General features: G+C 53.2%; 25 protein-coding genes. 19 read left to right on the top strand and 6 right to left on the bottom strand.

Annotated features, from left to right (window positions below; all coding sequences use genetic code 11):
• Positions 1-199 precede the first annotated feature (199 nt).
• The gene (glnS, locus tag GN242_RS14770) at positions 200-1,867 is read left to right on the top strand and encodes a glutamine--tRNA ligase (protein WP_154752133.1); all 1,668 of its coding nucleotides are present in this window, start codon (positions 200-202) and stop codon (positions 1,865-1,867) included.
• Between the two features lie 56 nt (positions 1,868-1,923).
• On the opposite strand, the gene GN242_RS14765 is transcribed toward glnS, so the two are convergent.
• Positions 1,924-2,814, bottom strand: a complete 891-nt coding sequence (locus GN242_RS14765; RefSeq protein WP_197094734.1) for a LysR family transcriptional regulator — start codon at positions 2,812-2,814, stop codon at positions 1,924-1,926.
• Positions 2,815-2,894: 80 nt separating this feature from the next.
• On the opposite strand from GN242_RS14765, the gene GN242_RS14760 reads away from it, so the two are divergent.
• The 5 genes from GN242_RS14760 to GN242_RS14740 all read left to right on the top strand — a co-directional run bounded on the left by GN242_RS14760 (position 2,895) and on the right by GN242_RS14740 (position 10,355).
• Positions 2,895-4,253 (top strand): MFS transporter, encoded by a 1,359-nt coding sequence (locus tag GN242_RS14760; protein ID WP_156287740.1) that lies wholly within the window; start codon positions 2,895-2,897, stop codon positions 4,251-4,253.
• Positions 4,241-4,630: a hypothetical protein gene (locus GN242_RS14755; protein ID WP_156287739.1), complete on the top strand. Its 390-nt coding sequence runs from the start codon at positions 4,241-4,243 to the stop codon at positions 4,628-4,630. The genes GN242_RS14760 and GN242_RS14755 overlap by 13 nt, the downstream gene beginning before the upstream one ends.
• Positions 4,631-4,746: 116 nt before the next feature.
• Positions 4,747-5,994, top strand: coding sequence for a tryptophan permease (gene mtr / locus GN242_RS14750; RefSeq protein ID WP_156287738.1), 1,248 nt, complete (start codon positions 4,747-4,749; stop codon positions 5,992-5,994).
• A gap of 230 nt (positions 5,995-6,224) precedes the next feature.
• The gene (chiP, locus tag GN242_RS14745; RefSeq protein ID WP_154752130.1) at positions 6,225-7,628 is read left to right on the top strand and encodes a chitoporin ChiP; all 1,404 of its coding nucleotides are present in this window, start codon (positions 6,225-6,227) and stop codon (positions 7,626-7,628) included.
• A gap of 72 nt (positions 7,629-7,700) precedes the next feature.
• A complete protein-coding gene (locus tag GN242_RS14740) occupies positions 7,701-10,355 on the top strand; it encodes a beta-N-acetylhexosaminidase (protein WP_156287737.1) in 2,655 nt (884 codons plus the stop codon).
• A gap of 57 nt (positions 10,356-10,412) precedes the next feature.
• Here the strand turns inward: GN242_RS14740 and fur are convergent, their stop codons facing one another.
• From fur to ybfF, 4 genes are all read right to left on the bottom strand, one after another.
• A complete protein-coding gene (gene fur / locus GN242_RS14735) occupies positions 10,413-10,856 on the bottom strand; it encodes a ferric iron uptake transcriptional regulator (protein ID WP_154752128.1) in 444 nt (147 codons plus the stop codon).
• Positions 10,857-11,251: 395 nt separating this feature from the next.
• Entirely contained in the window at positions 11,252-11,782 is a 531-nt protein-coding gene (gene fldA / locus GN242_RS14730) for a flavodoxin FldA (protein WP_154752127.1), read from the bottom strand.
• Positions 11,783-11,923: 141 nt separating this feature from the next.
• Positions 11,924-12,205: a LexA regulated protein gene (ybfE, locus tag GN242_RS14725; protein ID WP_154752126.1), complete on the bottom strand. Its 282-nt coding sequence runs from the start codon at positions 12,203-12,205 to the stop codon at positions 11,924-11,926.
• Between the two features lie 294 nt (positions 12,206-12,499).
• Complete coding sequence (ybfF, locus tag GN242_RS14720) at positions 12,500-13,264, bottom strand: esterase (RefSeq protein WP_156287736.1); 765 nt, start codon at positions 13,262-13,264, stop codon at positions 12,500-12,502.
• Positions 13,265-13,523: 259 nt separating this feature from the next.
• On the opposite strand from ybfF, the gene seqA reads away from it, so the two are divergent.
• Both seqA and pgm read left to right on the top strand, forming a co-directional pair.
• Positions 13,524-14,075 (top strand): replication initiation negative regulator SeqA, encoded by a 552-nt coding sequence (gene seqA, locus GN242_RS14715; RefSeq protein ID WP_154752532.1) that lies wholly within the window; start codon positions 13,524-13,526, stop codon positions 14,073-14,075.
• A 24-nt stretch (positions 14,076-14,099) separates the two neighbouring features.
• Positions 14,100-15,740, top strand: a complete 1,641-nt coding sequence (pgm, locus tag GN242_RS14710) for a phosphoglucomutase (alpha-D-glucose-1,6-bisphosphate-dependent) (protein WP_154752124.1) — start codon at positions 14,100-14,102, stop codon at positions 15,738-15,740.
• A gap of 46 nt (positions 15,741-15,786) precedes the next feature.
• Here pgm and kdpE read toward each other — a convergent pair whose 3' ends face one another.
• Positions 15,787-16,470, bottom strand: a complete 684-nt coding sequence (kdpE, locus tag GN242_RS14705) for a two-component system response regulator KdpE (protein WP_156287735.1) — start codon at positions 16,468-16,470, stop codon at positions 15,787-15,789.
• Positions 16,471-16,772: 302 nt separating this feature from the next.
• Here kdpE and GN242_RS14700 point away from each other — a divergent pair, with 302 nt between their 5' ends.
• The 11 genes from GN242_RS14700 to nei all read left to right on the top strand — a co-directional run bounded on the left by GN242_RS14700 (position 16,773) and on the right by nei (position 25,989).
• The gene (locus GN242_RS14700) at positions 16,773-16,979 is read left to right on the top strand and encodes a YbfA family protein (protein ID WP_154752123.1); all 207 of its coding nucleotides are present in this window, start codon (positions 16,773-16,775) and stop codon (positions 16,977-16,979) included.
• Positions 16,980-17,121: 142 nt separating this feature from the next.
• Positions 17,122-18,075, top strand: a complete 954-nt coding sequence (locus tag GN242_RS14695; protein WP_154752122.1) for a YbgA family protein — start codon at positions 17,122-17,124, stop codon at positions 18,073-18,075.
• A gap of 14 nt (positions 18,076-18,089) precedes the next feature.
• Complete coding sequence (gene phrB / locus GN242_RS14690; RefSeq protein WP_156287734.1) at positions 18,090-19,523, top strand: deoxyribodipyrimidine photo-lyase; 1,434 nt, start codon at positions 18,090-18,092, stop codon at positions 19,521-19,523.
• 2 nt (positions 19,524-19,525) lie between these two features.
• Positions 19,526-20,269 carry a type 2 GTP cyclohydrolase I gene (locus tag GN242_RS14685; protein WP_156287733.1) on the top strand — a complete coding sequence of 248 codons (744 nt, stop codon included), beginning with the start codon at positions 19,526-19,528 and terminating at the stop codon, positions 20,267-20,269.
• Positions 20,270-20,450: 181 nt separating this feature from the next.
• Positions 20,451-21,107, top strand: coding sequence for a 5-oxoprolinase subunit PxpB (pxpB, locus tag GN242_RS14680; protein WP_154752119.1), 657 nt, complete (start codon positions 20,451-20,453; stop codon positions 21,105-21,107).
• The gene (gene pxpC / locus GN242_RS14675; protein WP_154752118.1) at positions 21,101-22,033 is read left to right on the top strand and encodes a 5-oxoprolinase subunit PxpC; all 933 of its coding nucleotides are present in this window, start codon (positions 21,101-21,103) and stop codon (positions 22,031-22,033) included. Before pxpB ends, pxpC begins: the two co-directional genes overlap by 7 nt.
• Complete coding sequence (gene pxpA, locus GN242_RS14670) at positions 22,023-22,760, top strand: 5-oxoprolinase subunit PxpA (RefSeq protein ID WP_154752117.1); 738 nt, start codon at positions 22,023-22,025, stop codon at positions 22,758-22,760. The genes pxpC and pxpA overlap by 11 nt, the downstream gene beginning before the upstream one ends.
• A gap of 56 nt (positions 22,761-22,816) precedes the next feature.
• Entirely contained in the window at positions 22,817-23,545 is a 729-nt protein-coding gene (locus GN242_RS14665) for a DUF969 domain-containing protein (protein WP_154752116.1), read from the top strand.
• Entirely contained in the window at positions 23,545-24,534 is a 990-nt protein-coding gene (locus GN242_RS14660; protein ID WP_154752115.1) for a DUF979 domain-containing protein, read from the top strand. The genes GN242_RS14665 and GN242_RS14660 overlap by 1 nt, the downstream gene beginning before the upstream one ends.
• Positions 24,535-24,540: 6 nt before the next feature.
• Positions 24,541-25,182, top strand: coding sequence for a pyroglutamyl-peptidase I (gene pcp / locus GN242_RS14655; protein WP_154752114.1), 642 nt, complete (start codon positions 24,541-24,543; stop codon positions 25,180-25,182).
• Positions 25,183-25,197: 15 nt separating this feature from the next.
• On the top strand, positions 25,198-25,989 hold the full coding sequence (gene nei / locus GN242_RS14650; RefSeq protein WP_156287732.1) for an endonuclease VIII: 792 nt from the start codon (positions 25,198-25,200) through the stop codon (positions 25,987-25,989).
• The last annotated feature ends 61 nt before the right edge of the window (positions 25,990-26,050 follow it).

Here is a 26,050-nt window from a genome sequence, read left to right as displayed (position 1 = left end):
CGTCGGTTAGTGCGATCGTAACGGGGCGGGAAGCGATTTCCGCCCTTTTTTTATCTGATTCCCTCAACAAACGGTTGTTTCCCCTTGCAGCTTTGTGGATCATACTCCGTTAAATCATACTCGTCATACGTCAGGTTGCCGCCTTGTTGCAACTCGAGTTATTAAGAGTCAATGCCCAGCATTAATTGAGGAAATTGAGATGAGTGAGGCTGAAGCCCGCCCAACTAACTTTATTCGTCAGATCATCGACGAAGATCTGGCGAACGGTAAGCACAGCTCGGTGCATACCCGATTCCCGCCTGAGCCGAATGGTTATCTGCATATTGGCCATGCAAAGTCTATCTGCCTGAACTTTGGTATTGCCCAAGATTATCAAGGGCAGTGTAACCTGCGCTTCGATGACACCAACCCGGTAAAAGAAGATCTGGAGTTTGTTGAGTCGATTAAGCACGACGTGCGCTGGCTTGGTTTCGAGTGGAGCGGCGAAGTACGCTACTCATCTGACTATTTTGAGCAGCTGCATAACTATGCCGTTGAGCTGATCACCAAAGGGTTGGCTTACGTTGATGAGCTTTCTCCAGAGCAGATCCGCGAATATCGTGGCAGCCTGACCTCTGCGGGCAAAAACAGCCCATACCGCGACCGCAGTGTGGAAGAGAACCTTGAGCTGTTTGCCAAAATGCGTGCCGGTGGTTTTGCGGAAGGTACGGCCTGCCTGCGTGCCAAAATTGATATGGCCTCTAACTTTATCGTTATGCGCGATCCGGTTATTTATCGTATCAAGTTTGCCGAACATCACCAGACTGGCAACAAGTGGTGCATCTATCCGATGTACGACTTTACCCACTGTATTTCTGATGCGCTGGAAGGCATTACTCACTCCCTGTGTACCCTGGAGTTCCAGGATAACCGTCGCCTGTATGACTGGGTGCTGGATAACATCACTATCCCGGTTCATCCGCGTCAGTACGAATTCTCTCGTCTGAATCTCGAATACGCCATCATGTCCAAGCGTAAGTTAAGCATGCTGGTGACAGAAAAAGTGGTCGAAGGCTGGGATGATCCACGTATGCTGACCGTTTCTGGTCTGCGTCGCCGTGGCTATACCGCTCAGTCTATCCGTGAGTTCTGTCGCCGTATTGGTGTGACAAAACAGGACAACATCGTTGAAATGGCCGCGCTGGAATCCTGTATTCGTGACGATCTGAACGAAAATGCACCGCGCGCGATGGCGGTGATGGATCCGGTCAAAGTGGTGATTGAAAACCTGCCTGCGCATCATGAAGAGATGATCAGCATGCCGAATCATCCGAGCAAGCCGGAAATGGGTACCCGTGAAGTGCCGTTCAGCCGTGAAATCTATATCGACCGTGCCGATTTCCGCGAAGAAGCCAACAAGCAGTACAAGCGTCTGGTGCTGGGTAAAGAAGTGCGTCTGCGTAATGCTTACGTGATCAAAGCCGAGCGCGTTGCCAAAGATGATGAAGGCAACATTACCTGCCTGTTCTGTACCTGCGATGTGGATACCCTGAGCAAAGATCCGGCTGATGGCCGTAAAGTGAAAGGCGTTATCCACTGGGTATCTGCTGTTCATGCGCTGCCTGCGGAATTCCGCCTGTACGATCGTCTGTTCAGCGTACCGAACCCGGGGGCAGCAGAGGACTTCCTTGCCAGCATCAACCCGCAGTCTCTGGTGATCCGTCAGGGCTTTGTGGAGCCGGGTATGCAGCAGGCGGAAGCCTCAGCACCGTATCAGTTTGAGCGTGAAGGCTACTTCTGTGCCGATAGCGTTTACTCCAGCGCCAGCAAGCTGGTGTTTAACCGCACCGTTGGCCTGCGTGATACCTGGGCAAAAGCTGGCGAGTAAGCCGACGCGATTTGCTGAATAAAGGCCGCTGATGCGGCCTTTTTTTTGGCTGATTTTTATAATTCGCTACACAGATAATCAATAAACATACGCGTTTTGCGCGGCAGGGCAGGCCCGGCATTAAACACAGCGCTGATGGGTTGAAGTGGTAACTGCCAGCCGGGAAACAGTATCTGAAGCTCTCCACTCACTAAATCCTCTTCGATCAGCCATTCTGGCAGTATTGCCACGCCCATACCGGCCAGCGCCATCTGACGCATTATCTGCGCTGAATTAGCGCTATAGCTTGCCTCGCTTTTTAGCTCAAAACGCTCCTCACCATGCTGAAGCTGCCAGCGGCCAGGCTGTGACAAATTACTGTTATGGATCCACGGTAGCGGGGCAACCTCGCGGAGGCATTGCAGCGGGTAACGGGCAATAAGCCGGGGAGATGCGACCAGCAGAATCCGGTACTGCCCCAGTCTGCGGCTTTTTAGCGAAGAGTCGCGCAGGGTACCAAGCCGGATTGCGACATCCAGTTTGTGACTGACCAGATCGTCAAGCGAAGCGCCAACGTTGTAGCTCAGTTTTAGCCCGGGATGACGCTGGCAAAAATGTGCGATGGGCGCCATCAGGAACCGCTGCCCAAACTCCCAGGTGGAGGTGATGCGCAGTTCGCCTGATAGCGGCTGGCTGTCATCAGTGACACGTCCAACGGCAAGGTCGATATCGGAGAAGATGGCCTTGAAGTCCTGATAGAGCTGGCTTCCGCTCTCCGTTAACGCCAGATTACGGGTATTACGCGCAAGCAGGGTGACACCAAGCGCCTGTTCCAGCGCCTTAATATGCAGGCTGACCATTGCTTTGCTGAGGCCAAGATTATCGGCGGCGCGGGTAAAGCTGCCGCTTTCAACTACGGCAAAAAAAGTATGAATTTTATCGAGCTGTGCATGCATTCTATTGTTCACTTTTATCAAACAATCATTTCAATTTATGCCACTCGATCTAAGTAGTCAATCGCCGCTATGCTGCGCCCGGAGGTATCACTATGAGCTATCGTTACCGCATAGCAGCCATTTTCCTGCTCGGTTTTTTTATTGATTGTATTAATATTTTTATGTCTGCGATTGCACTGCCAGAGATAGCCGGACAACTGCATATTGCCAGCGGATCCCTCGGCTGGGTGGCTAACAGCTATATTCTGGGATTAACGGTGATTATTCCGGTTAGCGGCTGGCTTGCCGCGCGCTATGGTGCCCGGCCGGTACTGGCAGGGTCGATGCTGTTATTCAGCCTGGCAGCGCTGGGATGCGGAGTGTCAGAGACATTTGGCTCGCTGGTACTCTGGCGCTTTATACAGGGGATGGCGGGGGGAATGCTGATCCCGGTCGGGCAGGCGCTGACCTTTAACCTGTTTAAAGGCCGGGAGCGGGCCACCATCTCCACGCTGATTATGAGCGTGGCGCTGATTGCCCCTGCGCTGTCGCCGATGCTCGGCGGCATGATAGTCGATAGCCTCTCATGGCGCTGGATTTTCTGGTGCAATATTCCATTCAGTTTGATGGCCGCCGTGCTGGCCGTAAGCTGGGTACGGCGCGAAACGCTGTCAGTTTCAAAACCTGATATCCGTGGCATTTTGCTGGTCTGCCTGTCCCTGACCACCGTTCTGCTTGGGCTGTCGCGACTGGCTGAGGCTGGTTCTGTTATCCCGGCTGCACTGTGGCTCTCAGCCTCACTCGTTCTGGCGCTCGGTTATCTGTTTCACTACCGCAATCATCCTTATGCAGTTATTGATTTGAGTCTGCTGCGAAATTCACGGCTCAGGCTTTCTGTGGTGGTGTACTACGCGGTTCCGGGGATTTTTACCGGGGTGAATCTGCTCAACATATTTTATCTGCAACAGTGCCTGCATTTTTCCGCAGAACGTTGCGGGGCATTTATGCTGCTGTACGGAGGCGGGGCGCTGGTGGCGATGCTGCTGTGTGGCCGGTTTTATCATCGTCTGGGCGCTGTTACTCTGTTCAGTTTCGGATTAGTGATGCATGCGGCAGGTATCGCGCTGCTGGCACTGGTGCACACCCCGGAACAGGTGATGTTACTCAATTTGGCCTATTTGCTGATGGGTGTTGGCGGTGGTGTCAGCGCCAATACGGCACAAACCAGCGCCCTGGCTGATTTTCACGATGAACAGATGACGCGGGCCAGCGTGATATGGAATATTAATCGTCAGCTCTCATTCAGTCTCGGAGCTGCACTGTTCACGCTACTGTTTACCCTGTTAAGCAGTCACTTTTCTGCTGTTCAGGCCTATCGTCAGGTATTTATCATCGCCGCTGTTGCCGGCCTGATCCCCCTGTGGATAATCTTTCGTCTACACCGTTATAAGGATTCCTTGTGTCAGAATTAAACGAAAAAGCGCGCGAAAGCGTCATTGTATTACATCAAATCATTGAGAAAGTGTTCCACGGTGACGGGAGCTATGTTCCTGAACTGCTGCGGCATTTTTCCTCTGACTTTACGATGATCACCCCCGGCGGAAAAAGTATGCCTCTGGACGAAGTTGCTGCGCTGTTTACCCGTCTGACCGGCGGACGGCAGGGAGTGGCAATCACCATTGAGCAATGTAAGGTGATCGCCCGGTTTGGTGAGGAAGTGGCGATTCAGTATCACGAATTGCAGCAGCAGGGAGAGAATCATACTCATCGTATTGCACTGGCGGTGATTGACTGTGGCTCTACACCACCGCGCTGGCGCTATTTACAGGAAACGATGGTCGTCAGCTGATTATTGTACTAGTTCGCGGGTGCAATTCTGTGTAGAATATGCGGCGTTCTTGCCGTAAAGCCAGTTTATTATCCCGGTGTGCGGCAGGTTTTATTCTGTATTCGCTAAGGGATCCCATGGCTGCACCCGCTTCTGCTGTTCGTTTGCCCTCAACCCTGTGGGGTTCATTGATTATCAGCGGCACTATTATTGGTGCCGGAATGTTCTCGCTACCCGTTGTGATGTCCGGTGCCTGGTTCCTCTGGTCTTCAGGGCTGCTGATCCTCACCTGGTTCTGCATGCTGCTGTCCGGGTTACTCTATCTTGAAGCCAGCCTGCATTATCCTGCCGGAGCCAGTTTTGATACGGTTACGCGCGATCTGCTTGGGCGTGGCTGGAATCTGATCAACGGTGTTTCGGTGGTGTTTGTGCTGGGCATCCTGACCTATGCCTACATTTCTGCCAGCGGGGCAATTATTCAGCACAGCCTTAATCAGTTAGCCTTCGGTATATCGGCGCGAACCGCCGGACTGCTGTTTACTCTGCTGGTGGCACTGTTTATCTGGCTGGGAACGGCGGTGGTCAGCCGTATGACACTGATTTTTCTTGGTGCAAAAATCATTACTTTCCTGATGATTTTTGGCGGTCTGCTGTGGCATGTACAGCCCGCTATACTGCTCGACAGACAGGGGGCTGATAGCACTTATCTGCCTTATCTCTGGATTGTGGTGCCATTCTGCCTGGCCTCATTCGGCTATCATGGCAATATCGCCGGGCTAATGAGCTACTACCAGAAAAATGCGGGACGCGTCAGCCGTTGTCTGATCTACGGCACTCTGATGGCGCTGGCAATCTACTTTATCTGGATTATTGGCACGATGGGTAATATCCCCCGCAGCCAGTTTAAAATGATTGCGGCACAGGGCGGCAATATTGATGTGCTGGTAGGCGCGCTGTCCGGCGTACTGCACAATCGCTCGCTGAATCTGTTGCTGGATATCTTCTCCAACTTTGCGGTTGCCTGCTCTTTCCTCGGTGTCAGCCTCGGATTTTTTGATTACCTCGCAGATCTTTTCAAGCTGGATAACTCCGCAAGCGGACGGCTGAAAACGACTCTGTTGACGTTTAGCCTGCCTCTGATGGCCGCGATGATCTGGCCTGATGGCTTTTTGCTGGCAATAGGTTATGCCGGTCTGGCTGCCACCGTCTGGGCGGTGATTACTCCCGCGCTGCTGGCCTGGCAGGCCCGTCGGCGTTTTACTACGCCAGGATGGCGGGTAAAAGGAGGAATAACTCCGATTGTGCTGGTACTGCTGTTCGGTGCGTTAAATGCGCTGGTTTCACTGCTCTCTTACGCGGGCTGGTTGCCGAAATATGCTGGATAACATTCAAAAATGAAAAATAAATACCATTTGAAACGCAGTGAAAATGGTATTTCTCCTTCCCAATGATCTGTGGCCTGGATCATGTTTTTACCATCATAATTTATTTTTAATTGATAATTCGCGACGCGAAAAATAGTATAGATGCACGGGATATATAAGGCGCTAATTTATCAGGCACCGAAAGTTGTTATTTTTATCGCCCGATAAGAATTAAGAATAGGGATTATTCGATGCTTTCAATTACCTCTGTGCAACGTGCGCTGGCGGCCCCGCTGGTGTTTAGTCTATTTTTACCTGCGGTTTTATATTCTACTCCCTCGATGGCGAGTGGTTTAATTGCTGATTCCTCTCTGAACGGTACTATTTACTACTGGCAGCGGCAGCGCGACCGTAAAGATCTTATTCCTGGCAGTGAGAAATATGGCCAGTATCAGCAGAACCTGCATCATTCAACGTTCAACGGCAGTCTGGATTTTTCATCCGGATATGCGGCTGATATTATTGGCTTTGATCTGGCGCTTTTTGGCGCTATTGAGATGTCGAACAGCGGGCCTGCGGCTCCGAATGAAATTGGCTTCAGTAATGCAAAAACACGCTGGGATGAGCGCTGGAGTGGCGATCGTAGCGGTAGCAGCATTTATAAGGCGGCGGTAAAAGTTAAGTATGAAGATATCTGGCTGCGGGCGGGATATTTACAACCTGGCGGACAAACGCTGTTGGCACCACACTGGAGTTTTTTACCCGGGACTTATCTCGGTGCAGAAAGTGGCTACCGCCGCGACTATGGTGAGGCAGGTGTACTGTCATTTTCTTATATGTGGAGCAACCGCTATAAAGCCCCGTGGTATGAAAATATGTATAACTTCCGCAAGGCTGATGGTGAAACTGGAATACGCTATCTGCATTCCTTAGGTTTTAAATATGACTTCACCAATAAATTGGTCATTGAGGGAGCCTTCGGCCAGGCGGCAGATTATATGGATCAGTATTTTGCCAAAGCATCTTATGCATTTCCACTGATCGGTAATGAGCTGCTCACCAGCTGGCAATTTTATGGTGCGAAGGATAAAGAGCAGGGCGGTAGTGATAATGTCAATGATGTCTATGATGGGATGGCGTGGTTACAGGCACTGACTCTGGCATATAGCGCAGGGCCGTTTGATTTACGTCTGGAAGGTACCTGGGTAAAAGCGGAGGGTAATCAGGGCTATTTCCTGCAACGTATGACGCCGGGTTACGCCTCATCAAATGGTCGCCTCGACGTATGGTGGGATGCCCGCTCTGACTGGAATGCCAACGGTGAAAAAGCGCTGTTTGCCGGAGTGATTTACGATCTGGCTGGCTGGCAACTTCCCGGATGGGGGGTAGGCACTTCCTATGCCTATGGATGGGATGCAAAACCCAGCAGCAACCCGGTATACGATCAGCACAGGCGCCTGAAGGAGTCAGCATGGAATCTTGACTTACTTTATACAATTCAAGGCGGTGCAGCCAAAGGAACGCTATTTAAGCTGCATTACACCCGCTATGACAATCACAGCAATATTCCCAGCTACGGGGGTGGTTACAACAATATTTTCCAGGATGAAAAAGACGTTAAGTTTATCGTCATTGCGCCTTTTACCCTGTTTTGACTCTGTAGCGTGAGGAAAAAGGGCTGGAAATGTAGATGAAATATTCGGTAAGCGACAAGGAAGGATGCAACTATGAACAATAAAAAAATCAGCCTGTTAGCCCTGGCTGTCGTTAGTTTCCTGGGGAGCAGTGCGGTTCCTGCCAGTCAGAGTCTGGTCAATCAAATCAGTCACTTTGGTGTTCGCTATGAGGTCACTGATAACCAGGCCGCTCTGCACGGGGTAGACTGCGCCGCGCTGGGGGCCGACTGGGCTTCCTGTAACCGCGCCACAATTACGCTCACGAACAATGGCCCGACAATCACCAGTAAAAACTGGGCGATTTATATGAGTAATGTGCACAAAACGCTGGCCGTGGAGAGCGATCAGTTTCGGATGGTGCATATTGTTGGTGATTTGACCCGACTGGAGCCAACAGAAAAGTTTGCTGGTATTGCGGCCGGTGCGTCAATTGCCATTCCGATCGTCAATGAATACTGGCAGTTGTTTATCACTGATGTCATGCCACGCTGGTATGTGACATCGGGGGATGCCAGCCCACAAATCATTAAGGTTACCGATACCGAAGACCTCACCAGCTTTGTGGCACCTTTTGGCGACCAGTGGAAAAGTAAGGCTGAGGATAAAAATATCCTGATGCAGGCTAACAGCCGGTTTACGAAAAATCATGACATCAAACAGTTGGCACCTGATGATCTGCGCGGTCAGATTACCCCCACGCCACTAAAGGTTGTGATAGCAAAAGACGATGCCGACCTTAGCAACGGCGTCCACCTTGAGCTGGCAAGCCTGCCAGCCGAGCGTGCGGAAGCGGTCAGACAGCGTTTTTCGCTGCTCGGTATCAGCCTGAATAAGGCAGGGTATCCGGTGAGTACCCGCATTGATCCGGCAGCGCTAAAGGATATTCCTGCGCAATCGGGTGCCTATCGTCTGGTTATCAATAAAGATCGGGCTGAGGTGACTGGCTATGATGAGCAGGGCGTTTTCTACGGGCTGCAATCGATTATGTCACTGTTACCGGCGGACGGCAGCGGCCGCATTGCCACGCTGAAAGCTGATGATGCTCCTCGGTTTGCTTACCGGGGCATCTTCCTTGATGTAGGGAGAAATTTTCACAGTAAAGCGGCGATCCTGCGGATGCTTGACCAGATGGCTGCCTGGAAAGTTAACGTCTTCCATTTCCATCTGACCGATGATGAAGGCTGGCGTATTGAGATCCCCGGCTTGCCTGAGCTGACCGAGGTTGGCGGCCGGCGATGCCACGATCTCAAAGAACAACGCTGTCTGTTACCGCAGTTAGGTTCAGGGCCGTTCAGCGATAATAACGGCAGCGGCTATTTCAGCCGCCAGGACTACATTGAGATTGTGAAATTCGCTAAAGCACGCGGGATTCAGGTTCTGCCAGAGGTGGATATGCCTGCCCATGCTCGTGCGGCGGTGATCGCCATGGAAGCGCGCTATCAGCGTTTGAAAAAGGCCGGACAGGATAAACTGGCGTCAGAATACCGGCTGGTCGATCCGGAGGATGACTCCAATACCACCTCAGTACAGCTTTACGATCGCACCAGCTATCTGAATCCCTGCCTGGATTCATCATTGCACTTTGCCGATAAAGTTATCAGTGAGATTCAGCTTATGCATCACGAAGCGGGGCAGCCGCTGCGCAGCTGGCACTTCGGCGGTGATGAAGCCAAAAATATCCGTCTTGGTCCAGGCTACACCGATATCAAACGCCCGGAAGCGGGTAAAGGCCAGCTTGATATGAGCAGAGAAGATCTGCCATGGGCAAAATCTCCGGTTTGTCAGGGGATGATCGCCTCAGGAAAGGTAAGCGATCTTGCTCATCTTCCCAGTTATTTTGCACTTAAGGTCAGCGGTTTGCTGAAACAGCATGGCATTAACCGAATGCAGGCATGGCAGGATGGATTAAAAAATGCCGAAGATGCTCACGCATTTGCCACGCCAGAGGTCGCAGTTAACTTCTGGGATACGCTTTACTGGGGTGGTTTCGATACGGTAAATGACTGGGCAAACAAGGGCTATCAGGTGATTATTTCCAATCCTGACTATCTCTATATGGATTTCCCCTATGAGGTGAACCCGCTCGAAAGAGGATATTACTGGGGAACCCGTTTCAGTGACGAGCGGAAAATGTTCAGTTTTGCACCGGATAACCTGCCACAAAATGCGGAAACATCCACAGACCGTGACGGCCATTATTTCAGCGCGAAGTCTGATAAAGCCTGGCCGGGTGCAGCGGGTATGTCAGCCCAGCTGTGGAGTGAAACGGTGAGAACTGATGACAATATGGAATATATGATGTTCCCGCGTCTGTTCTCTCTGGCTGAACGGGCCTGGCATCGTGCCTCCTGGGAGCAGGATTATCAGGCGGGTAAAGAGTATCGGGGCGGTGAGACACACTGGGTTGACCAGCAGGCTCTGCTTCTGGACTGGCAGCGGTTTGCCAATATTCTCGGTCAGCGTGAGTTGGCGAAGCTTGAGAAGCACGGCATCAGATACCGTTTGCCGGTGCCAGGGGCGCGTATTGTAAGCGGAAAGCTTGAAGCTAATACCGCTTTACCTGGGGTGGAGATAGCGTTTAGCACTGATGACGGGAAGAGCTGGCAGCGCTACGACAGGCAAAACCCACCGCTGGTTAAACCTGGGGTGAAAATCCGCAGTGTCAGTGCCGATGGGCAGCGTTTCAGCCGGGAGGAGTCACTGTAAAACAGGTATAAAAAAACCGGTGGTAAACCACCGGTTTTTAACACTGAGTCGTACAGATTATTTATCGTGCAGAGTCTCGTCTTCACGGCAGTCACCCAGCGCACAGTGGCCATACAAATACAGGCTATGATTGCTAAGTTTGATACCGTGACGCGTAGCGATTTCACGCTGACGCTCCTCAATATATTCGTCTCTAAACTCAATGACTTTACCGCAGTCCAGGCAGATCAGATGATCGTGGTGGTGCTGCTGGGTCAATTCGAAAACGGATTTACCGCCTTCAAAATTGTGGCGGGTAACGATCCCCGCGTCATCGAACTGGTTCAGCACACGGTAAACCGTGGCCAGACCGATCTCTTCGCCCATATCAATCAGGCGTTTGTACAAATCTTCCGCACTGACGTGATGGCCCTCTGGTTCCTGAAGCACTTCCAAAATTTTCAGTCGGGGAAGCGTGACTTTCAGGCCGGCCTTCTTTAATGCGGTGTTATTGTCAGTCATGCGGATATTGTCCTGTTACTTTGCTAGTCACTTAGTGGCTGTAAAGCCCTGAACATCGGTCAACGCTAAAGATGAGTGCGTTTCAGTATAGAGCTGATACTGCGAAATGAAAACCTAAAGGGATGCCTGAAACCGCAAGGGATGTAAGGATAAGTGTCGTTACATCCAGGGAAGCGCGCGTCCGAATTATGCCGGGTCAGCATTTCGATTTACACCATCTCACCACTCTTTGAGCGACTCACATTCTCAAAAAGTGGGGCAGGCGCTGAGTAAGCGGGTAACCGATGGGGTTATTGTACAGTTTTGCAGATGAAAGTTACAAACATGTATCTATTACTTCTATAGGAAAAACCACTTGCTTGATGTGAGATAGCTCCCACATCAAGCGGGTGTGGTTATGCTTCGATGATATCTTTCAGCTGAAGTTCATCAGAAATTTGTTTTACCCACTTTTCAACGCGCTCGTTAGTGAGTTCTGGCTGACGATCTTCATCAATGGCAAGACCAAGGAAGTGGTTGTCATCTGCCATGCCTTTAGAGGCTTCGAAGTGATAACCCTCGCTTGGCCAGTGGCCAACAATCACGGCACCATTTGGCTCAATAATGTCGCGAATGGTGCCCATGGCATCGCAGAAATATTCGGAATAGTCTTCCTGATCGCCACAGCCAAACAGCGCTACCAGTTTACCAGTGAAGTCGATCTCTTCCAGCGTCGGGAAGAAGTCATCCCAGTCACACTGGGCTTCACCGTAGTACCAGGTAGGAATACCAAGCAGCAGAATATCAAAGGCTTCAAGGTCTTCTTTGCTGCTTTTAGCAATATCACGAACTTCTGCAACATCTTTCCCCAGTTGCTTCTGGATCATTTTTGCAATGTTTTCGGTATTGCCTGTATCGCTACCAAAGAAAATGCCGACGAGTGCCATGAGTTTAATAACCTCTTGAATCTTAATGATATGGTGACTGCTGATTTTTTAGCAGATATCGCTAATGATAACAGACCGTCGTGAGCGGATAAATCAGTAATGCTGTCAGTTTTGTCGCTGAGTGCTAAGGCCCCGATACAATCAGGACTGGTGGCGTTGCAACTGTTCCAGCAGCATCTCTTCGATCAGCTCACTGCGGCTCATATTGCGCTCCAGCGCCAACTGATTCAGGACATCAACCGCGTCACTGTTCATTTTTAGCTCGACACGCTTCAGGCCGCGCACTTTATCGCGTTTGAGCTGGTTGCGTTTGTTGATACGCAGCTGCTCATCACGCGTCAGCGGATTAGTCTTGGGTCGTCCCGGACGCCGTTCATCTGCAAACAGATCGATCGTCGTGCGGTCCGTGTTCTCTTTTGCCATAGGAATCGTAATACTGAAGGCTGGATTGCTGATGAATAGGGCCGTTATGCCGCCTGATAAGGCGCAGCGGCAAAATTTTAGCGCGCCATCATACCCCAGCGAAAGAGGTGACGACAATCATTTATACCCTTGATACTTCAAGCCGCACCTGCGCTGGCTGCCTCGATTCCACCGGTCACATCGTTATCAATGCTCCAGGGGAGTGATAGCCAGGCCGTCCGTCAGCGCCAAAAGTACGCTCGAAGAGGAGGCCCGGATTATTGTGAGGATAATCATTGGCGTAAATAATCGTTTTTACAACGCTAAAAAACGACGGATTGCGCGCAAAACCGCATCTGGTTTTTCTGCATGTACCCAATGGCCGGCACCAGCAATAACATGCGCGCGTGCCTGCGGGAACTGGGTCAGCAGCGCATCACGATACTCGTCGGCGACGTAGGGCGAGCGATCTCCGCGGATAAACAGAACAGGTTTATCCCAGGTGGCCAGCGGTTGCCAGCCGATAATCTTGTCATAACATGCCAACAGCACCGGAACGTTAAAGCGCCATTCACCGTCGTGGAATGATTTAAGCAGAAACTGAATCACCCCTTCTTCATCGATCGTCTGGCGCATCAGCGCTGTTGCATCACTGCGCGTGGTGATACCGGCCTCGGTGACTGCATTCAGTGCGGTAAAAATATTGTCGTGATGGCGGGTGCTGTAGGCAACCGGTGCAATATCGATAACCACGATCTCAGCCACCCGATCGGGAGCCAGCGCGGTCAGGGACATGGCGATCTTGCCGCCCATTGAGTGCCCAATCACGCTGAAACGATCGATCTCTAGTTCGTTAAGCGTATCGAGGACGTCCTGCGCCATCAGCGCATAATCCATCTCTTGCGCACGCGGAGACAAACCGTGATTACGCACATCGATTTGAATCAGACGGCGATCGTCTTTTAATCCCCTTGCCAGTACGCCGAGATTATCCAGGCTACCAAACAGGCCGTGGATCAACACCAGCGGAAGTCCTTCGGTGGCGGATTGTTCAGTTTGCAGGCGGAAATTCAAATTCATAGTGAAAGTTCTTACAGTTGGCATGAAGGCTTAGGGTATCATGGATTTTACAACTTCTGCCGCTGGTGCAAATAGCAGGCATGATCCTTTTGCGGCATATTCCTACTTTTGCCCTGAAACGGGTCTGGCGCTACACCCCGGCAGGATTTAACTTTATAATCCTGATGTTAGAACTGGAACGTTTCAACGCCATGCTGGCGACAAGGATTTTTTCCTGAACGATCGGTTCTGATACTAGCTATAACTGTACTGGATCATGATGAAAACGATAGAAGTCGACGAAGAGCTATACCGTTATATTGCCAGCCACACTCAGCATATCGGAGAAAGCGCATCCGATATTTTGCGCCGTATGCTGAAGTTCACTGCGGGTCAGACTGCCTCTGCTGCGGCTAATGTTTCTGCGGCGACGGCGGTTAAAGCCTCCGCTGCGGAAAGCATTAAATCTGAATCCCGACCGCAGGATCGTGTCCGCGCGATGCGTGAACTGCTGCTTTCAGATGAGTATGCAGAGCAGAAACGCGCGGTGAATCGTTTTATGCTGATTTTATCGACTTTATACAGTCTGGATGCCAAAGCGTTTGGTGCAGCGACTGAGTCTCTGCAAGGGCGTACTCGCGTTTACTTCGCAGGCAACCAGCAAACGTTGGTAGAGAACGGCACCCATACCAAGCCGCAGCACATTCCGGGCACACCGTATTGGGTGATTACCAACACAAACACTGACCGTAAACGGAGCATGGTGGAACACATTATGCTGTCGATGCAGTTCCCGGTGGAGCTGACAGAGAAAGTTTGCGGTACCCTCTAACTGAAGCGTCAGGGAGAAGCGCCAATGGCCAATCACCCCCGTGCCGGGCAACCCGCCCGGCAGAGCGATTTGATTAACGTTGCACAATTAACATCTCAATATTATGTCCTGCAACCTGAGCTGGGTAATCCAGAGCATGCAGTGAAGTTTGGTACTTCCGGACATCGCGGCAGTGCGGGTCGTCACAGCTTCAATGAGATGCACATTCTGGCTATTGCCCAGGCGATTGCGGAAGAACGTAAAAAGAACGGTGTAACCGGCCCTTGTTTCGTGGGTAAAGATACGCACGCGCTCTCTGAACCGGCAATTATCTCGGTACTGGAAGTACTGGCGGCTAACGGTGTTGATGTGATCGTTCAGCAGGACAACGGCTATACGCCAACCCCTGCTATCTCAAATGCGATCCTCGAACACAATAAAGCCGGTGGCGCACAGGCCGATGGCATTGTGATCACGCCTTCGCATAATCCGCCGGAAGATGGCGGGATTAAATACAATCCGCCAAACGGTGGACCGGCAGATACTAACGTCACGAAAGTGGTGGAAGATCGCGCCAATGCGCTGATTAAAGACGGGCTGAAAGATGTAAAACGTATTCCTCTCGATCAGGCATGGGCCAGTGGACATCTGACGGAAAAGGATCTGATCCAGCCGTATATTGAAGGTCTGGCTGAGATCGTGGATATCGCAGCGATCCAGAAGGCCGGTCTGAAGATTGGCGTCGATCCGCTGGGCGGTTCCGGTATTGCTTACTGGCAGCGTATTGCGGAGTTCTACAAGCTTGATCTCACCATCGTTAACGATGCTGTCGATCAGACTTTCCGCTTTATGCACCTCGACCACGACGGCGTGATCCGTATGGACTGCTCGTCTGAGTCTGCGATGGCGGGCCTGCTGGCGCTGCGTGACAAGTTCGATCTGGCGTTTGCCAACGATCCTGATTACGACCGTCACGGCATTGTCACCCCCGCGGGCCTGATGAATCCGAACCATTATCTGGCGGTAGCGATTCAGTATCTGTTCCAGCACCGTCCGCAGTGGGGCAAAGAGGTTGCCGTTGGCAAAACTCTGGTCTCCAGTGCGATGATTGACCGTGTGGTTGAGGATCTGGGTCGTACGCTGGTGGAAGTGCCGGTTGGCTTTAAATGGTTCGTTGACGGCCTGTTTGATGGCAGCTTTGGTTTCGGTGGCGAAGAGAGCGCCGGGGCTTCTTTCCTGCGCTTTGATGGCACGCCGTGGTCAACGGATAAAGACGGTATCATCATGTGCCTGCTGGCAGCGGAGATTACCGCAGTAACCGGTAAGAACCCTCAGCAGCATTACGATGAACTGGCACAGCGCTTTGGTGCGCCGAGCTACAACCGTATTCAGGCACCTGCGACTTCTGCGCAGAAAGCTGCGCTGTCAAAACTGTCGCCAGAAATGGTCAGTGCTGACACGCTGGCGGGCGATCCGATCACCGCTCGTCTGACGGCAGCGCCAGGTAATGGTGCGTCGATTGGCGGCCTGAAGGTAATGACGAAGAATGGCTGGTTTGCAGCGCGTCCATCCGGTACGGAAGACGCTTACAAAATCTATTGCGAGAGTTTCCTCGGTGCTGAACACCGCGAGAAAATTGAGAAAGAAGCAGTAGAAATTGTTAGTGCAGTGCTGAAAAACGCCTGATTTATCAGGTAGCGCAACAAGGGGCTCACACTGTGAGTCCCTTTTTTTATGGCATAAATCGGTAGCCAACGCCGGTTTCTGTCAGCAGATGCTGTGGCCGTGCGGGATCAAGTTCCAGCTTCTGACGCAGATGACCCATATAGATGCGCAAATAGTGGTTATGTTCCACCGCGTTTGGCCCCCAGACCTGTGTCAGGAGCTGACGCTGCGTCATGACTTTTCCGGGATGATTAAGCAGGCTTACCAGCAGGCGGAATTCAATCGGCGTAAGGTGCAGATCTTCACCGTCACGCATCACCCGGCGGGCGGCAATATCCACACTCACGCTGCCAAAGTTAACCAGTGCGGCAAGGCCATCATCACCCTGCTGCGGGCGGTGACGCAGCGCCACGCGAACCCTCGCCAGCAGTTCGCCTACGCCAAAAGGTTTGGTGAGAAAATCATCGGCTCCGGCATCAAGTGCATTAATTTTATCCTGCTCATCGCTGCGCGCTGACAGCACAATTACCGGCATGCTGCTCCACTGGCGAACTTCACGAATAAATTCTGAACCGTCGCCGTCCGGCAGACCGAGGTCGAGTATCACCAGCTCAGGCTTGCGCGTGGCGGCTTCGATTAATCCGCGACTCAGTGTTTCAGCATCGACAACGCGAAAGCCTTCTCCTTCCAGCGCTACGCGCAGAAAACGGCGGATCTCTTTCTCATCTTCAACAATCAGAATGGTAGGCACGTAACCTCAGCAGATAACCGTAGTGAACGACGGGCTTAATCTTAACAAAGGCTAATTTAGCAAAAAAGCGCAACAGCCGTCGGTGAATGTATGGTTTTTCTGATTTTGTTAAATAAAGGATCTGATTTTCCAGGTTTTAAGTGAGTATTTAACGAAAATGTAACCTACTTTCATTTTTAATGCTGTTGTTGGTTTTTTTTTCAGCAAAAGTGGTCGGATCAGTAGTAAAATTACAGAGAAAGAGATACTATTTTGCTCAGATTACACTCAGTATATTTTTTCAGCTCACTTAAGGAGGACGTATGAGTCTTTATCATAATTATTCATCCACTCGGATTTTCATGCGTCGTGCTGCGGTGCTGGCGCTCGGCATCTTAGCGCTGCCAGTTATGTTGTTCCGTGCCGATCGCGCCCGTTTTTACAGCTACCTGCACCGTGTGTGGTTAAAAACCAGCGATCAGCCTGTCTGGCTGGCTCAGGCTGAAGCCGTGGCGTGTGATTTTTATTAAAAACGCCCGGTAGCGGCAGCAGCGCCAATCTATTTTGACTGAAATATCAATAATCCCACCTTATGGTGGGATTTTTTTTGTCTGTTACTCCGCAATTTACGCTACACTTAAACCTGTACAGGATAATTGAGGTTGTATAACTATGGGCAGCAAAATTCCGGTCGGTATTAGTGCCTGTCTGTTAGGCGAGAAAGTGCGTTTTGACGGTGGTCATAAACGTAATGAGTTTGCCGCTGAACAACTGGCGCCCTATTTACGCTATGAACCGGTATGCCCGGAAATGGCAATCGGTTTGCCTACGCCGCGTCCGGCGCTGCGCCTGACAGAAGAAGAGGGAGAGATATCTCTGCGCTTCAGCAATGGTCAGGATGCACCGGTAACTGAGAAGATGGCTGCGTTTTCTCAGGAGAAAGTCAGCCGACTGCACCATCTCTGCGGCTATATTGTCTGTGCAAAATCGCCCAGCTGTGGAATGGAGCGGGTGCGCATCTACCAGCCGGATAACAATAACAATCGCAAATCCGGTACCGGAATATTTACCCGCGAACTGATGGAACAGATGCCATGGCTCCCGGTAGAAGAGGATGGACGGCTGCATGATCCGTTACTGCGGGAAAATTTTGTGGCGCGGGTCTACGCCCTGCATGAGTTCAACCAGATGTGGCGCAGCGGGCTGACCCGCGCCAAACTGATCGAATTCCATACCCGTTATAAACTGCTGCTGCTGGCGCATTCTCAGCCGGACTACCGTGAAATCGGGCCATTTGTCGCCAGGATGGATGAGTGGGACTCGCTGGAAGCTTTTGCGCTGGAATATCGTCAGCGACTGATGGATCTGATGAAGCATGTGGCATCCCGCAGCAATCACACCAATGTCCTGATGCATGTGCAGGGATATTTCCGTCGTGAACTGACCTCACCGCAGCGCCAGGAGCTGGCCGGGCTGATTGACCACTATCGGCAAGGACTGCAACCATTGCTGGCACCGATCACCTTGCTGAAACACTATATGGCAGAATTCCCGCATCCGTGGCTGGCCGGGCAGCGCTATTTTGCGCCCTATCCGGAAGCACTGCGTCTGCGTTACGGACACTAATCTCAGGGAGCATTATGACAACTCATCTGGTCTGGCTGCGCAACGATCTGCGTATCAATGATAATCACGCACTCCACGCTGCCTGCCGTTCTGAGAATGCCCGGGTAATCGCACTATTTATCGCCACTCCCGGGCAGTGGGCGCAGCATAATATGGCGCCGAAGCAGGCGGAGTTTATCTGGCGCAGTCTGCTGGATGTTCAGCAGTCGCTGGCGAAGAAGGGCATCGCGCTACACATCGCCGAGTGCGATGATTTCACCGCCTCGGTAGCGCTGTTACAGGACTTTTGCCGTGAGCATGGCGTCGACCGTCTGTTCTATAACTATCAGTATGAAGTGAACGAACGCCAGCGCGATGCCGCAGTAGAACGGACGTTATTTGATAATGATGTCATGGTGCAGGGTTTTGACGATAGCCTGCTGCTACCGCCAGGCAGCGTACTGACCGGCAACCGGGAGATGTATAAAGTGTTTACGCCGTTCAGCCGGGCGTTTGTAAAGCGTTTGCAGGAGGGGTTACCCGAATGTCTGCCTGCGCCGTCCGTTCGTAACGCCGCACTGGGCGAACAAGATATTCAGCCGCTTAAGGCCTTTGACTATCCCCGTGAAGAGATTGACACAAAGCTGTTCCCTGCGGGCGAACAGGCGGCTATTGCCCGCCTGCGTGAGTTCTGCCAGCAGCCGGTGACTGACTATCCCGGGCAGCGCGACTTGCCCGCACGTGACGGCACCAGCCGATTATCAGCCTATCTGGCAACCGGAGTACTGTCGCCGCGCCAGTGTCTGCACCGTTTACTAAAGCAGCATCCGCACGGTCTGGAAGACAATCAGATCTTCGTCTGGCTGAATGAGCTGATCTGGCGTGAGTTCTACCGTCATCTGCTGGTGGCGTATCCCTCTCTATGCCGTCATCAGCCGTTTACTCGCTGGACACGTAACGTGGTGTGGCGCAAAGACCCGCACCAGCTGGCGGCCTGGCAGCAGGGAAAAACCGGCTATCCGATTGTTGATGCGGCGATGCGTCAGCTTAACAGCCTCGGCTGGATGCATAACCGTTTGCGGATGATTACCGCCAGTTTCCTGGTGAAAGATCTGCTTATCGACTGGCGCGAAGGCGAACGCTATTTTATGTCTCAGCTGCTGGATGGCGATCTGGCTGCCAATAACGGCGGCTGGCAGTGGGCCGCATCGACCGGCACCGACGCTGCACCCTATTTTCGTATTTTCAATCCCACCACTCAGGGCGAACGCTTCGATAAAAGCGGTGAGTTTATCCGCCACTGGCTGCCGGAGCTGCGCGGGGTGCCAGAAAAGTTTATTCATCAGCCCCATGAATGGGCAAAGAAAAATCAGCAAAGACTCGATTATCCGCTGCCGATCGTGGAACATAAACAGGCGCGTCAGCAAACGCTGGCTGCTTTTGAGGCTGCACGAAAACAGACGGACTGATTATGCTAAATACTGAACTCGAACAGCTGGTTAACCAGTTACTTAATAGCGCAGATTATAAAGACTATGCCCCCAATGGGTTGCAGGTTGAAGGTCGCAGCGAGATTAAAAAAGTGATTACCGGCGTCACCGCCTGCCAGGCGCTGCTTGATGAGGCGGTACGTCTTGAAGCCGATGCAGTACTGGTGCATCACGGTTATTTCTGGAAAAGCGAAGCCCCGGCGATCCGCGGGATGAAGCGGCAGCGCCTGAAAACTCTGCTGGCAAATGATATCAACCTGTTTGGCTGGCATCTGCCGCTGGACGGACATCCTGTCATCGGTAATAACGCACAGCTGGCAAAGCTTTTTGGCATTGATGTTAAAGGCGAAATTGATCTGCTGTTGCCCTGGGGCGAACTGGCCCAGCCGGTAAGCGGTGAGCAATTTGCCGAACGAATCAGCACCGCGCTGGGTCGTGAACCGCTGCACTGTGGCGATAACGCACCGGCGCTTATTCGTCGTGTTGCCTGGTGCAGCGGCGGTGGTCAGGGCTATATCGATCGTGCGGCTGCTTTTGGGGTTGATGCCTTTATCAGCGGTGAAGCGTCCGAGCAGACTATTCATAGCGCACGCGAACAGGGCCTGCATTTCTTTGCCGCAGGTCATCATGCTACCGAGCGTGACGGCATCAAAGCGCTGGGCGAATGGCTGGCCCGGGAGCATGGCCTCGATGTGACCTTTATTGATATCTATAACCCTGTCTGATCCTTTCCAGTTTTTCAGCGCGTTCTGAAATGAGCGCGCTGAAGGTTGACTCCGTAACAACAATTCCGCATAACTATTTGTCATATCTGCAATTAACCCGACTCGCTATCCTTCAGGTCGTCATATTGATGCCGCTGGAGCGAGAGGGTATTGTCATTTTCCTATTATCAGGAGGCGCCTTTTGCAACAAGCACGTTGTTACCTGTTAGGCGAACGGGCAGTGGTACTGGAGCTGGAACCGCCAGTATCGCTCGCCAGTCAGCAACGTATATGGGGGCTGACGCAGAGATTGCAGGATCGCCCGGAAGTCATCGAAGTGGTACCCGGAATGAACAACATCACCATTATGCTGCGCGATCCGCAGCAGAGTGCGCCGGGGGCTATCGAGTGGCTACAGCAGTGGTGGGAAGCCAGCGAGTCAGTGGAGCTGGAATCACGACTGATGGAGATTCCGGTGATCTATGGCGGCCAGTCAGGCCCTGATCTTGAGGAGGTCGCGCACCACAGCGGCATGAGCGCGTCACAGGTGGTTGCCTGTCATGCAGCGGTGGATTACGTGGTCTATTTTATCGGTTTTCAGCCCGGCTTCCCGTACCTCGGCGGCCTGGATCAGCGGCTGCATACGCCGCGACGTGCCGAACCCCGTGTGCAGGTGCCAGCCGGTTCGGTAGGCATCGGCGGCAGCCAGACCGGAGTATATCCGCTGGCCGCGCCGGGGGGCTGGCAGCTGATTGGCCAGACTAAAACGGCCTTGTTCACGCCGGATGCACATCCTCCGGTACTGCTGCGCCCCGGCGATCGCGTGCGTTTTGTACCGCAGAAGGAGGGCATATGTTAAAGATTATTCGTGCCGGGATGAGCAGCACCATCCAGGACAGCGGCCGCACTGGCTGGCGAAAGTATGGCATCGGCCTGTGCGGTGTACTCGATCATCCGGCGATGCAAACCGCCAATATGCTGGTGGGTAATGCGCCAGACAGCCCGGTGCTGGAGATCACCCTCGGTCAGTTTTGCGCTGAGTTTCGGCGGGACGGCTGGATAGCACTGGCAGGCGCGGGCTGTCATGCAGAGCTTGACGGTCAACCTGTATGGACTGGCTGGAGAACAGCGGTTAAAAAAGGGCAGCGCCTTACGCTGAGTATGCCGCGCCACGGAATGCGCAGCTATCTGGCGATTAACGGCGGATATGCCATTGATGAGAAGCTCGGTTCTGGCAGCACCGATCTGAAAGCAGGTTTTGGCGGCTTTAACGGACGCCAGCTGCTTGACGGTGACTCACTGCCTCTGGGGCAACCAACGCGCCAGTTCCGGCAGCCAGCGGGAGTCCGCCAGCTGCTGTGGGGTAACCGCGTACGGGCCATACCGGGACCGGAATATCATGAGTTCAGTGAAGAGAGTCAGGAGGGTTTCTGGCGCAGCCCCTGGCGGCTTAATCCGCAAAGTAACCGCATGGGATATCGTTTACAGGGGCGGAAATTACAGCGTGATGCTACCCGCGATATGCTCTCTCACGGCCTGATCCCCGGAGTGGTGCAGGTGCCGCCGAGCGGCCAGCCGATTGTGCTGATGGCCGATGCGCAAACCACCGGAGGCTATCCACGAATTGCCTGCGTGATTGAAGCGGATCTCTATCATCTGGCACAGCTGCGCCTCGGTGAGCCGATCCATTTCGAGTGCTGCACGCTGGAAGAGGCGCTGCAAGCCAAAAAAGAGCAGCAGCGCGTTTTGGATCAGATGCTCTGGGGGCTGGCTGATGAAGGTTGATCTTAATGCCGATCTCGGCGAAGGCGCAGGCTGCGATCGTGAACTGTTGCAGCTGGTCTCTTCCGCCAATATCGCCTGCGGTTTCCATGCCGGTGATGCACAAACCATGTTGCAGTCAGTGCGCTGGGCGCTGGAGTCCGGCGTGGCTATTGGCGCTCATCCCAGCTTTCCCGATCGCGAAAATTTTGGCCGTACCGCTATGCAGCTACCGGCAGAAACCGTGCGTGCACAGGTGATTTATCAGGTCGGAGCGCTGAAAGCGCTGACGGAAAGCGTCGGGGGCAGGCTGGTTCACGTCAAACCTCACGGCATGCTTTATAACCAGGCGGCCAGCGATCCGCAGCTGGCGGATGCCATTGCAGCGGCGGTGAAAGCCGTTGATCCGGCGTTAATACTGGTCGGTCTGGCAAACAGCGAGCTAATCCGTGCCGCAGCACGTTATGAATTAACCGCCCGTCAGGAAGTATTTGCCGACCGTGGCTATCAGCGCGATGGTTCGCTGGTGCCGCGTAACCAGCCCGGTGCGCTGGTGGAGAGTGACGAGCAGGCACTGTCACAAACGCTGGCAATGATCCAGCAAGGCCAGGTTCAGAGCCTGGACGGCGAATGGGTGAAGGTTCAGGCCGACACGGTCTGCCTGCATGGCGATGGCGCACACGCGCTCGATTTTGCCCGCAAGCTGCGCCAGGCATTTCGCCAGCAGCAGATTGAGGTGACCAGTCGCTAAACAATAATAAGCCTTCGTTAATCAACGGAGCGTTTTTTCTCTTTTAAGGATTTTTTATGGATGCAGCCATCAATCTCTGGCCTCTTACGGGGATCGCCGCCATCGTGGTGGGCTTTCTTCTGCGCTTTAACCCGGTCATCGTTGTCGTCGTTGCCGGATTAATCACCGGACTGACGGCGCAGATGCCGGTCGCCGATATCCTCGAAAAACTCGGTTCGGGATTCCTCAATACCCGCAATTTGCCCTTTATTCTGTTACTTCCGCTGGCGATCATTGGTCTGCTGGAACGTAATGGTCTGAAAGAGCGAGCCCAGGCGTGGATCGCCCGGATTCGCAGCGCCACCGCCGGAAGGCTGATGATCGTCTACCTGCTGGCCCGTGAGATCACCGCTGCGCTGGGGCTGACCAGCCTGGGAGGACACCCGCAAATGGTGCGCCCGCTGCTGGCCCCCATGGCGGAAGGTGCCGCTGAAAGCCGCTATGGTGAACTGCCTGCGGCGGTGCGTTATCGCCTGCGGGCGATGGCGGCAGCTACCGATAACGTCGGGCTGTTCTTTGGTGAGGATATTTTTGTCGCCTTTGGCGCAATTATCTTTATGCACAACTTTATGCAGGAGTCGGCGGGAATTCAGACCGAGCCGCTGCATATTGCTCTCTGGGGTATTCCCACCGCACTCTGCGCCTTTTTAATCCATTCGGCACGGCTGCATCGTCTGGATAAGACTCTCGCCAGTGAGCTGAGTAAGCTGAACGCCAGCGCGCTGCAACAGAAGGGAGGTCGCTAATGTTCCAGCAAAACTATCTCTACTGGCTGGCTGGTACCATTCTGTTGGCGGTGGCGCTGCTGTCATGGCGCGATAAAGCCAATCCACGTCGGCTGACAACGGGGCTGTTCTGGGCGCTGTATGGCCTGGTATTCTTTATCGGTGACTGGGCCACGGATCTGGTGGGTGCGCGTACGCTGCATATCAGCGTGGGTATCGGCGTGGTTGTCATGGCGCTGATCGCGGGTTTTGGCGGCGTGAAGCTGGGCAGCTACTCGCAGCGCACTCCTGAACAGCGTATTGAACGCGCCGGACGCCTGGGTAATCGTCTGTTTTTACCTGCGCTGATTATTCCGGTGGTCACCGTAATTGGTGTACTGGCGTTTAACAATATTCCCGGACTGCAACAGGCGGTGTTCGGCAGCGGTAATCACGCAACGCTGGTTACGCTGCTTTCGATGTCCATCGGCTGCCTGCTGGCCTGGCTGCTGGCGCTGAAGATGACGCGCGAATCACCGGCGCAGTCATTGCAGGAGGCACGCCGTCTGCTGGACTCCATCGGCTGGGCCTTTATTCTGCCGCAAATTTTGGCAACGCTGGGGCTGCTGTTTACCAGCGCGGGTGTGGGAACGGCCATTTCCCATCTGACCGAGACTTATCTGGCGGTGGATAATCGCTTTATCGCCGTGGTGCTTTACGCGGGCGGAATGGCGCTGCTGACCATGGTGATGGGCAATGCTTTTGCGGCCTTCCCGATAGTGACGGCTGGCATCGGCATTCCTGTGCTGGTGCTACAGCATCATGGTAATCCGGCCGTCATGGCTGCGATTGGCATGTTTTGCGGTTACTGCGGCACGCTGATGACACCCATGGCCGCCAACTTTAATATTGTGCCTGCCAGGCTGCTGGAGCTGCCTGACCGCAACGCGGTGATCAAGGCCCAGATCCCGACCGGTGTGCTACTGTTGATAGCGAATATCTTCCTTTTGTATTTCATGATGTTTTTGTGAGGAACGATGAAAACTGTACTGATTACAGGCTTTGAGCCTTTTGAAGGCGCACGCATCAATCCTTCCTGGGAAGCGGCCAGACAGCTGAATGAACGGATGATTGGCGGGGTGAAAGTGGTCGCCAGACAATTGCCCTGTGTTTTTGGCACCTCGCTCGAAGTGCTGGAGCAGGCGATTGATGAGCTGGATCCCGTGCTGGTGATTGCCGTGGCACTGGCTGGTGGTCGCACGGATATCAGCGTTGAGCGGGTGGCGATAAATATTGATGATGCGCGTATAGCGGATAATGCAGGCAATCAACCGATTGATAAGCCAATTATCGCCGCTGGCCCGGCGGCCTATTTTTCCACGCTGCCGATTAAAGCCATTATCTCTGCTATTCGTGAGGCAGGCATTCCTGCTTCTGTTTCCCAGACCGCAGGAACCTTTGTCTGTAATCACGTGATGTATGGCCTGCTGCACCGTCTGCGGCGGCGTAAAGCACGCGCCGGGCTGATCCATATTCCTTGCTCACCTGAGCAGGCGATTGAGCGTCCGGGCACACCGAGCATGTCTCAGGCTTCCGTGGTGCTGGCGCTGGAAATGGCCATCAGCATCGCTCTGACAGTTGAAAAAGATATCTGCCTGGAAGGCGGTGCGACACATTAACTTAGTGAGGATGCTATGCCAGAGGGACCGGAAATCCGTCGTGCGGCGGATCAGCTGGAAAAAGCAATCAAAGGCAAAGTGCTGACCGATGTCTGGTTTGCCTATCCGGCGCTGCAAACCTACCAGCAGGCGCTGGTGGGGGAGCGCGTGCTCTCGATTGAGACCAGAGGCAAAGCGCTGCTGACTCATTTCTCTAATGGCCTGACGCTTTACAGCCATAACCAGCTCTACGGCGTCTGGCGCGTGGTGAAAACCGGCACTGAACCACAGGGGAAACGCATACTGCGCGTACGGCTGGCGGCGGCGGATAAGACGCTGCTGCTGTTCAGCGCCTCAGATATTGAGCTGCTGGATGCCGCAGGGCTGGCTACCCATCCGTTCCTGCAAAAAATCGGGCCAGATGTGCTGGATATGTCATTAACGGAGGCGGCGGTGCGCGAGCGGCTGTTATCGCCGCGTTTTCGTCGCCGACAGTTCAGCGGGCTGCTGCTGGATCAGACTTTTCTTGCCGGGCTGGGTAACTATCTGCGGGTGGAGATCCTCTGGCAGGCGCAGCTGGCTGCACATCATAAAGCTGAATCGTTAAACGAAACTCAGCTTGATGCGCTGGTTACCGCCTTGCTGGCAGTACCGCGTCTCTCTTATCAGACGCGCGGGCAGGTGGATGAAAACCATCATCACGGCGCGCTGTTTCGTTTTAAGGTGTTTCACCGGGCAGGGCAGGGGTGTGAGCGCTGTGGTGAAACGATTGAGCGCACGATGCTCTCATCGCGGCCGTTCTACTGGTGTCCGGGCTGTCAGAAATAAAACGGGGCGCAGTAGTGATACCGCACCCCGTAGGGGTCAGGCATGCCTGACCCTTCTCTTT

Origin of the sequence: Erwinia sorbitola (genome assembly GCF_009738185.1) — a bacterium.
GTDB classification, from domain to species: Bacteria; Pseudomonadota; Gammaproteobacteria; order Enterobacterales; family Enterobacteriaceae; genus Erwinia; species Erwinia sorbitola.
The sequence above is the reverse complement of the archived record's forward strand: the minus strand, read 5'-3'. Positions and strand labels throughout refer to the sequence as shown.

Bases quoted from the DNA above. Each gene is read 5' to 3' on its own strand.
- glnS (WP_154752133.1), top strand. From the start codon at position 200: ATGAGTGAGGCTGAAGCCCGCCCAACTAACTTTATTCGTCAGATCATC.
- GN242_RS14760 (WP_156287740.1), top strand. From the start codon at position 2,895: ATGAGCTATCGTTACCGCATAGCAGCCATTTTCCTGCTCGGTTTTTTT.
- mtr (WP_156287738.1), top strand. From the start codon at position 4,747: ATGGCTGCACCCGCTTCTGCTGTTCGTTTGCCCTCAACCCTGTGGGGT.
- chiP (WP_154752130.1), top strand. From the start codon at position 6,225: ATGCTTTCAATTACCTCTGTGCAACGTGCGCTGGCGGCCCCGCTGGTG.
- GN242_RS14740 (WP_156287737.1), top strand. From the start codon at position 7,701: ATGAACAATAAAAAAATCAGCCTGTTAGCCCTGGCTGTCGTTAGTTTC.
- fur (WP_154752128.1), bottom strand. From the start codon at position 10,856: ATGACTGACAATAACACCGCATTAAAGAAGGCCGGCCTGAAAGTCACG.
- fldA (WP_154752127.1), bottom strand. From the start codon at position 11,782: ATGGCACTCGTCGGCATTTTCTTTGGTAGCGATACAGGCAATACCGAA.
- ybfE (WP_154752126.1), bottom strand. From the start codon at position 12,205: ATGGCAAAAGAGAACACGGACCGCACGACGATCGATCTGTTTGCAGAT.
- ybfF (WP_156287736.1), bottom strand. From the start codon at position 13,264: ATGAATTTGAATTTCCGCCTGCAAACTGAACAATCCGCCACCGAAGGA.
- seqA (WP_154752532.1), top strand. From the start codon at position 13,524: ATGAAAACGATAGAAGTCGACGAAGAGCTATACCGTTATATTGCCAGC.
- pgm (WP_154752124.1), top strand. From the start codon at position 14,100: ATGGCCAATCACCCCCGTGCCGGGCAACCCGCCCGGCAGAGCGATTTG.
- GN242_RS14700 (WP_154752123.1), top strand. From the start codon at position 16,773: ATGAGTCTTTATCATAATTATTCATCCACTCGGATTTTCATGCGTCGT.
- GN242_RS14695 (WP_154752122.1), top strand. From the start codon at position 17,122: ATGGGCAGCAAAATTCCGGTCGGTATTAGTGCCTGTCTGTTAGGCGAG.
- phrB (WP_156287734.1), top strand. From the start codon at position 18,090: ATGACAACTCATCTGGTCTGGCTGCGCAACGATCTGCGTATCAATGAT.
- GN242_RS14685 (WP_156287733.1), top strand. From the start codon at position 19,526: ATGCTAAATACTGAACTCGAACAGCTGGTTAACCAGTTACTTAATAGC.
- pxpC (WP_154752118.1), top strand. From the start codon at position 21,101: ATGTTAAAGATTATTCGTGCCGGGATGAGCAGCACCATCCAGGACAGC.
- pxpA (WP_154752117.1), top strand. From the start codon at position 22,023: ATGAAGGTTGATCTTAATGCCGATCTCGGCGAAGGCGCAGGCTGCGAT.
- GN242_RS14665 (WP_154752116.1), top strand. From the start codon at position 22,817: ATGGATGCAGCCATCAATCTCTGGCCTCTTACGGGGATCGCCGCCATC.
- GN242_RS14660 (WP_154752115.1), top strand. From the start codon at position 23,545: ATGTTCCAGCAAAACTATCTCTACTGGCTGGCTGGTACCATTCTGTTG.
- pcp (WP_154752114.1), top strand. From the start codon at position 24,541: ATGAAAACTGTACTGATTACAGGCTTTGAGCCTTTTGAAGGCGCACGC.
- nei (WP_156287732.1), top strand. From the start codon at position 25,198: ATGCCAGAGGGACCGGAAATCCGTCGTGCGGCGGATCAGCTGGAAAAA.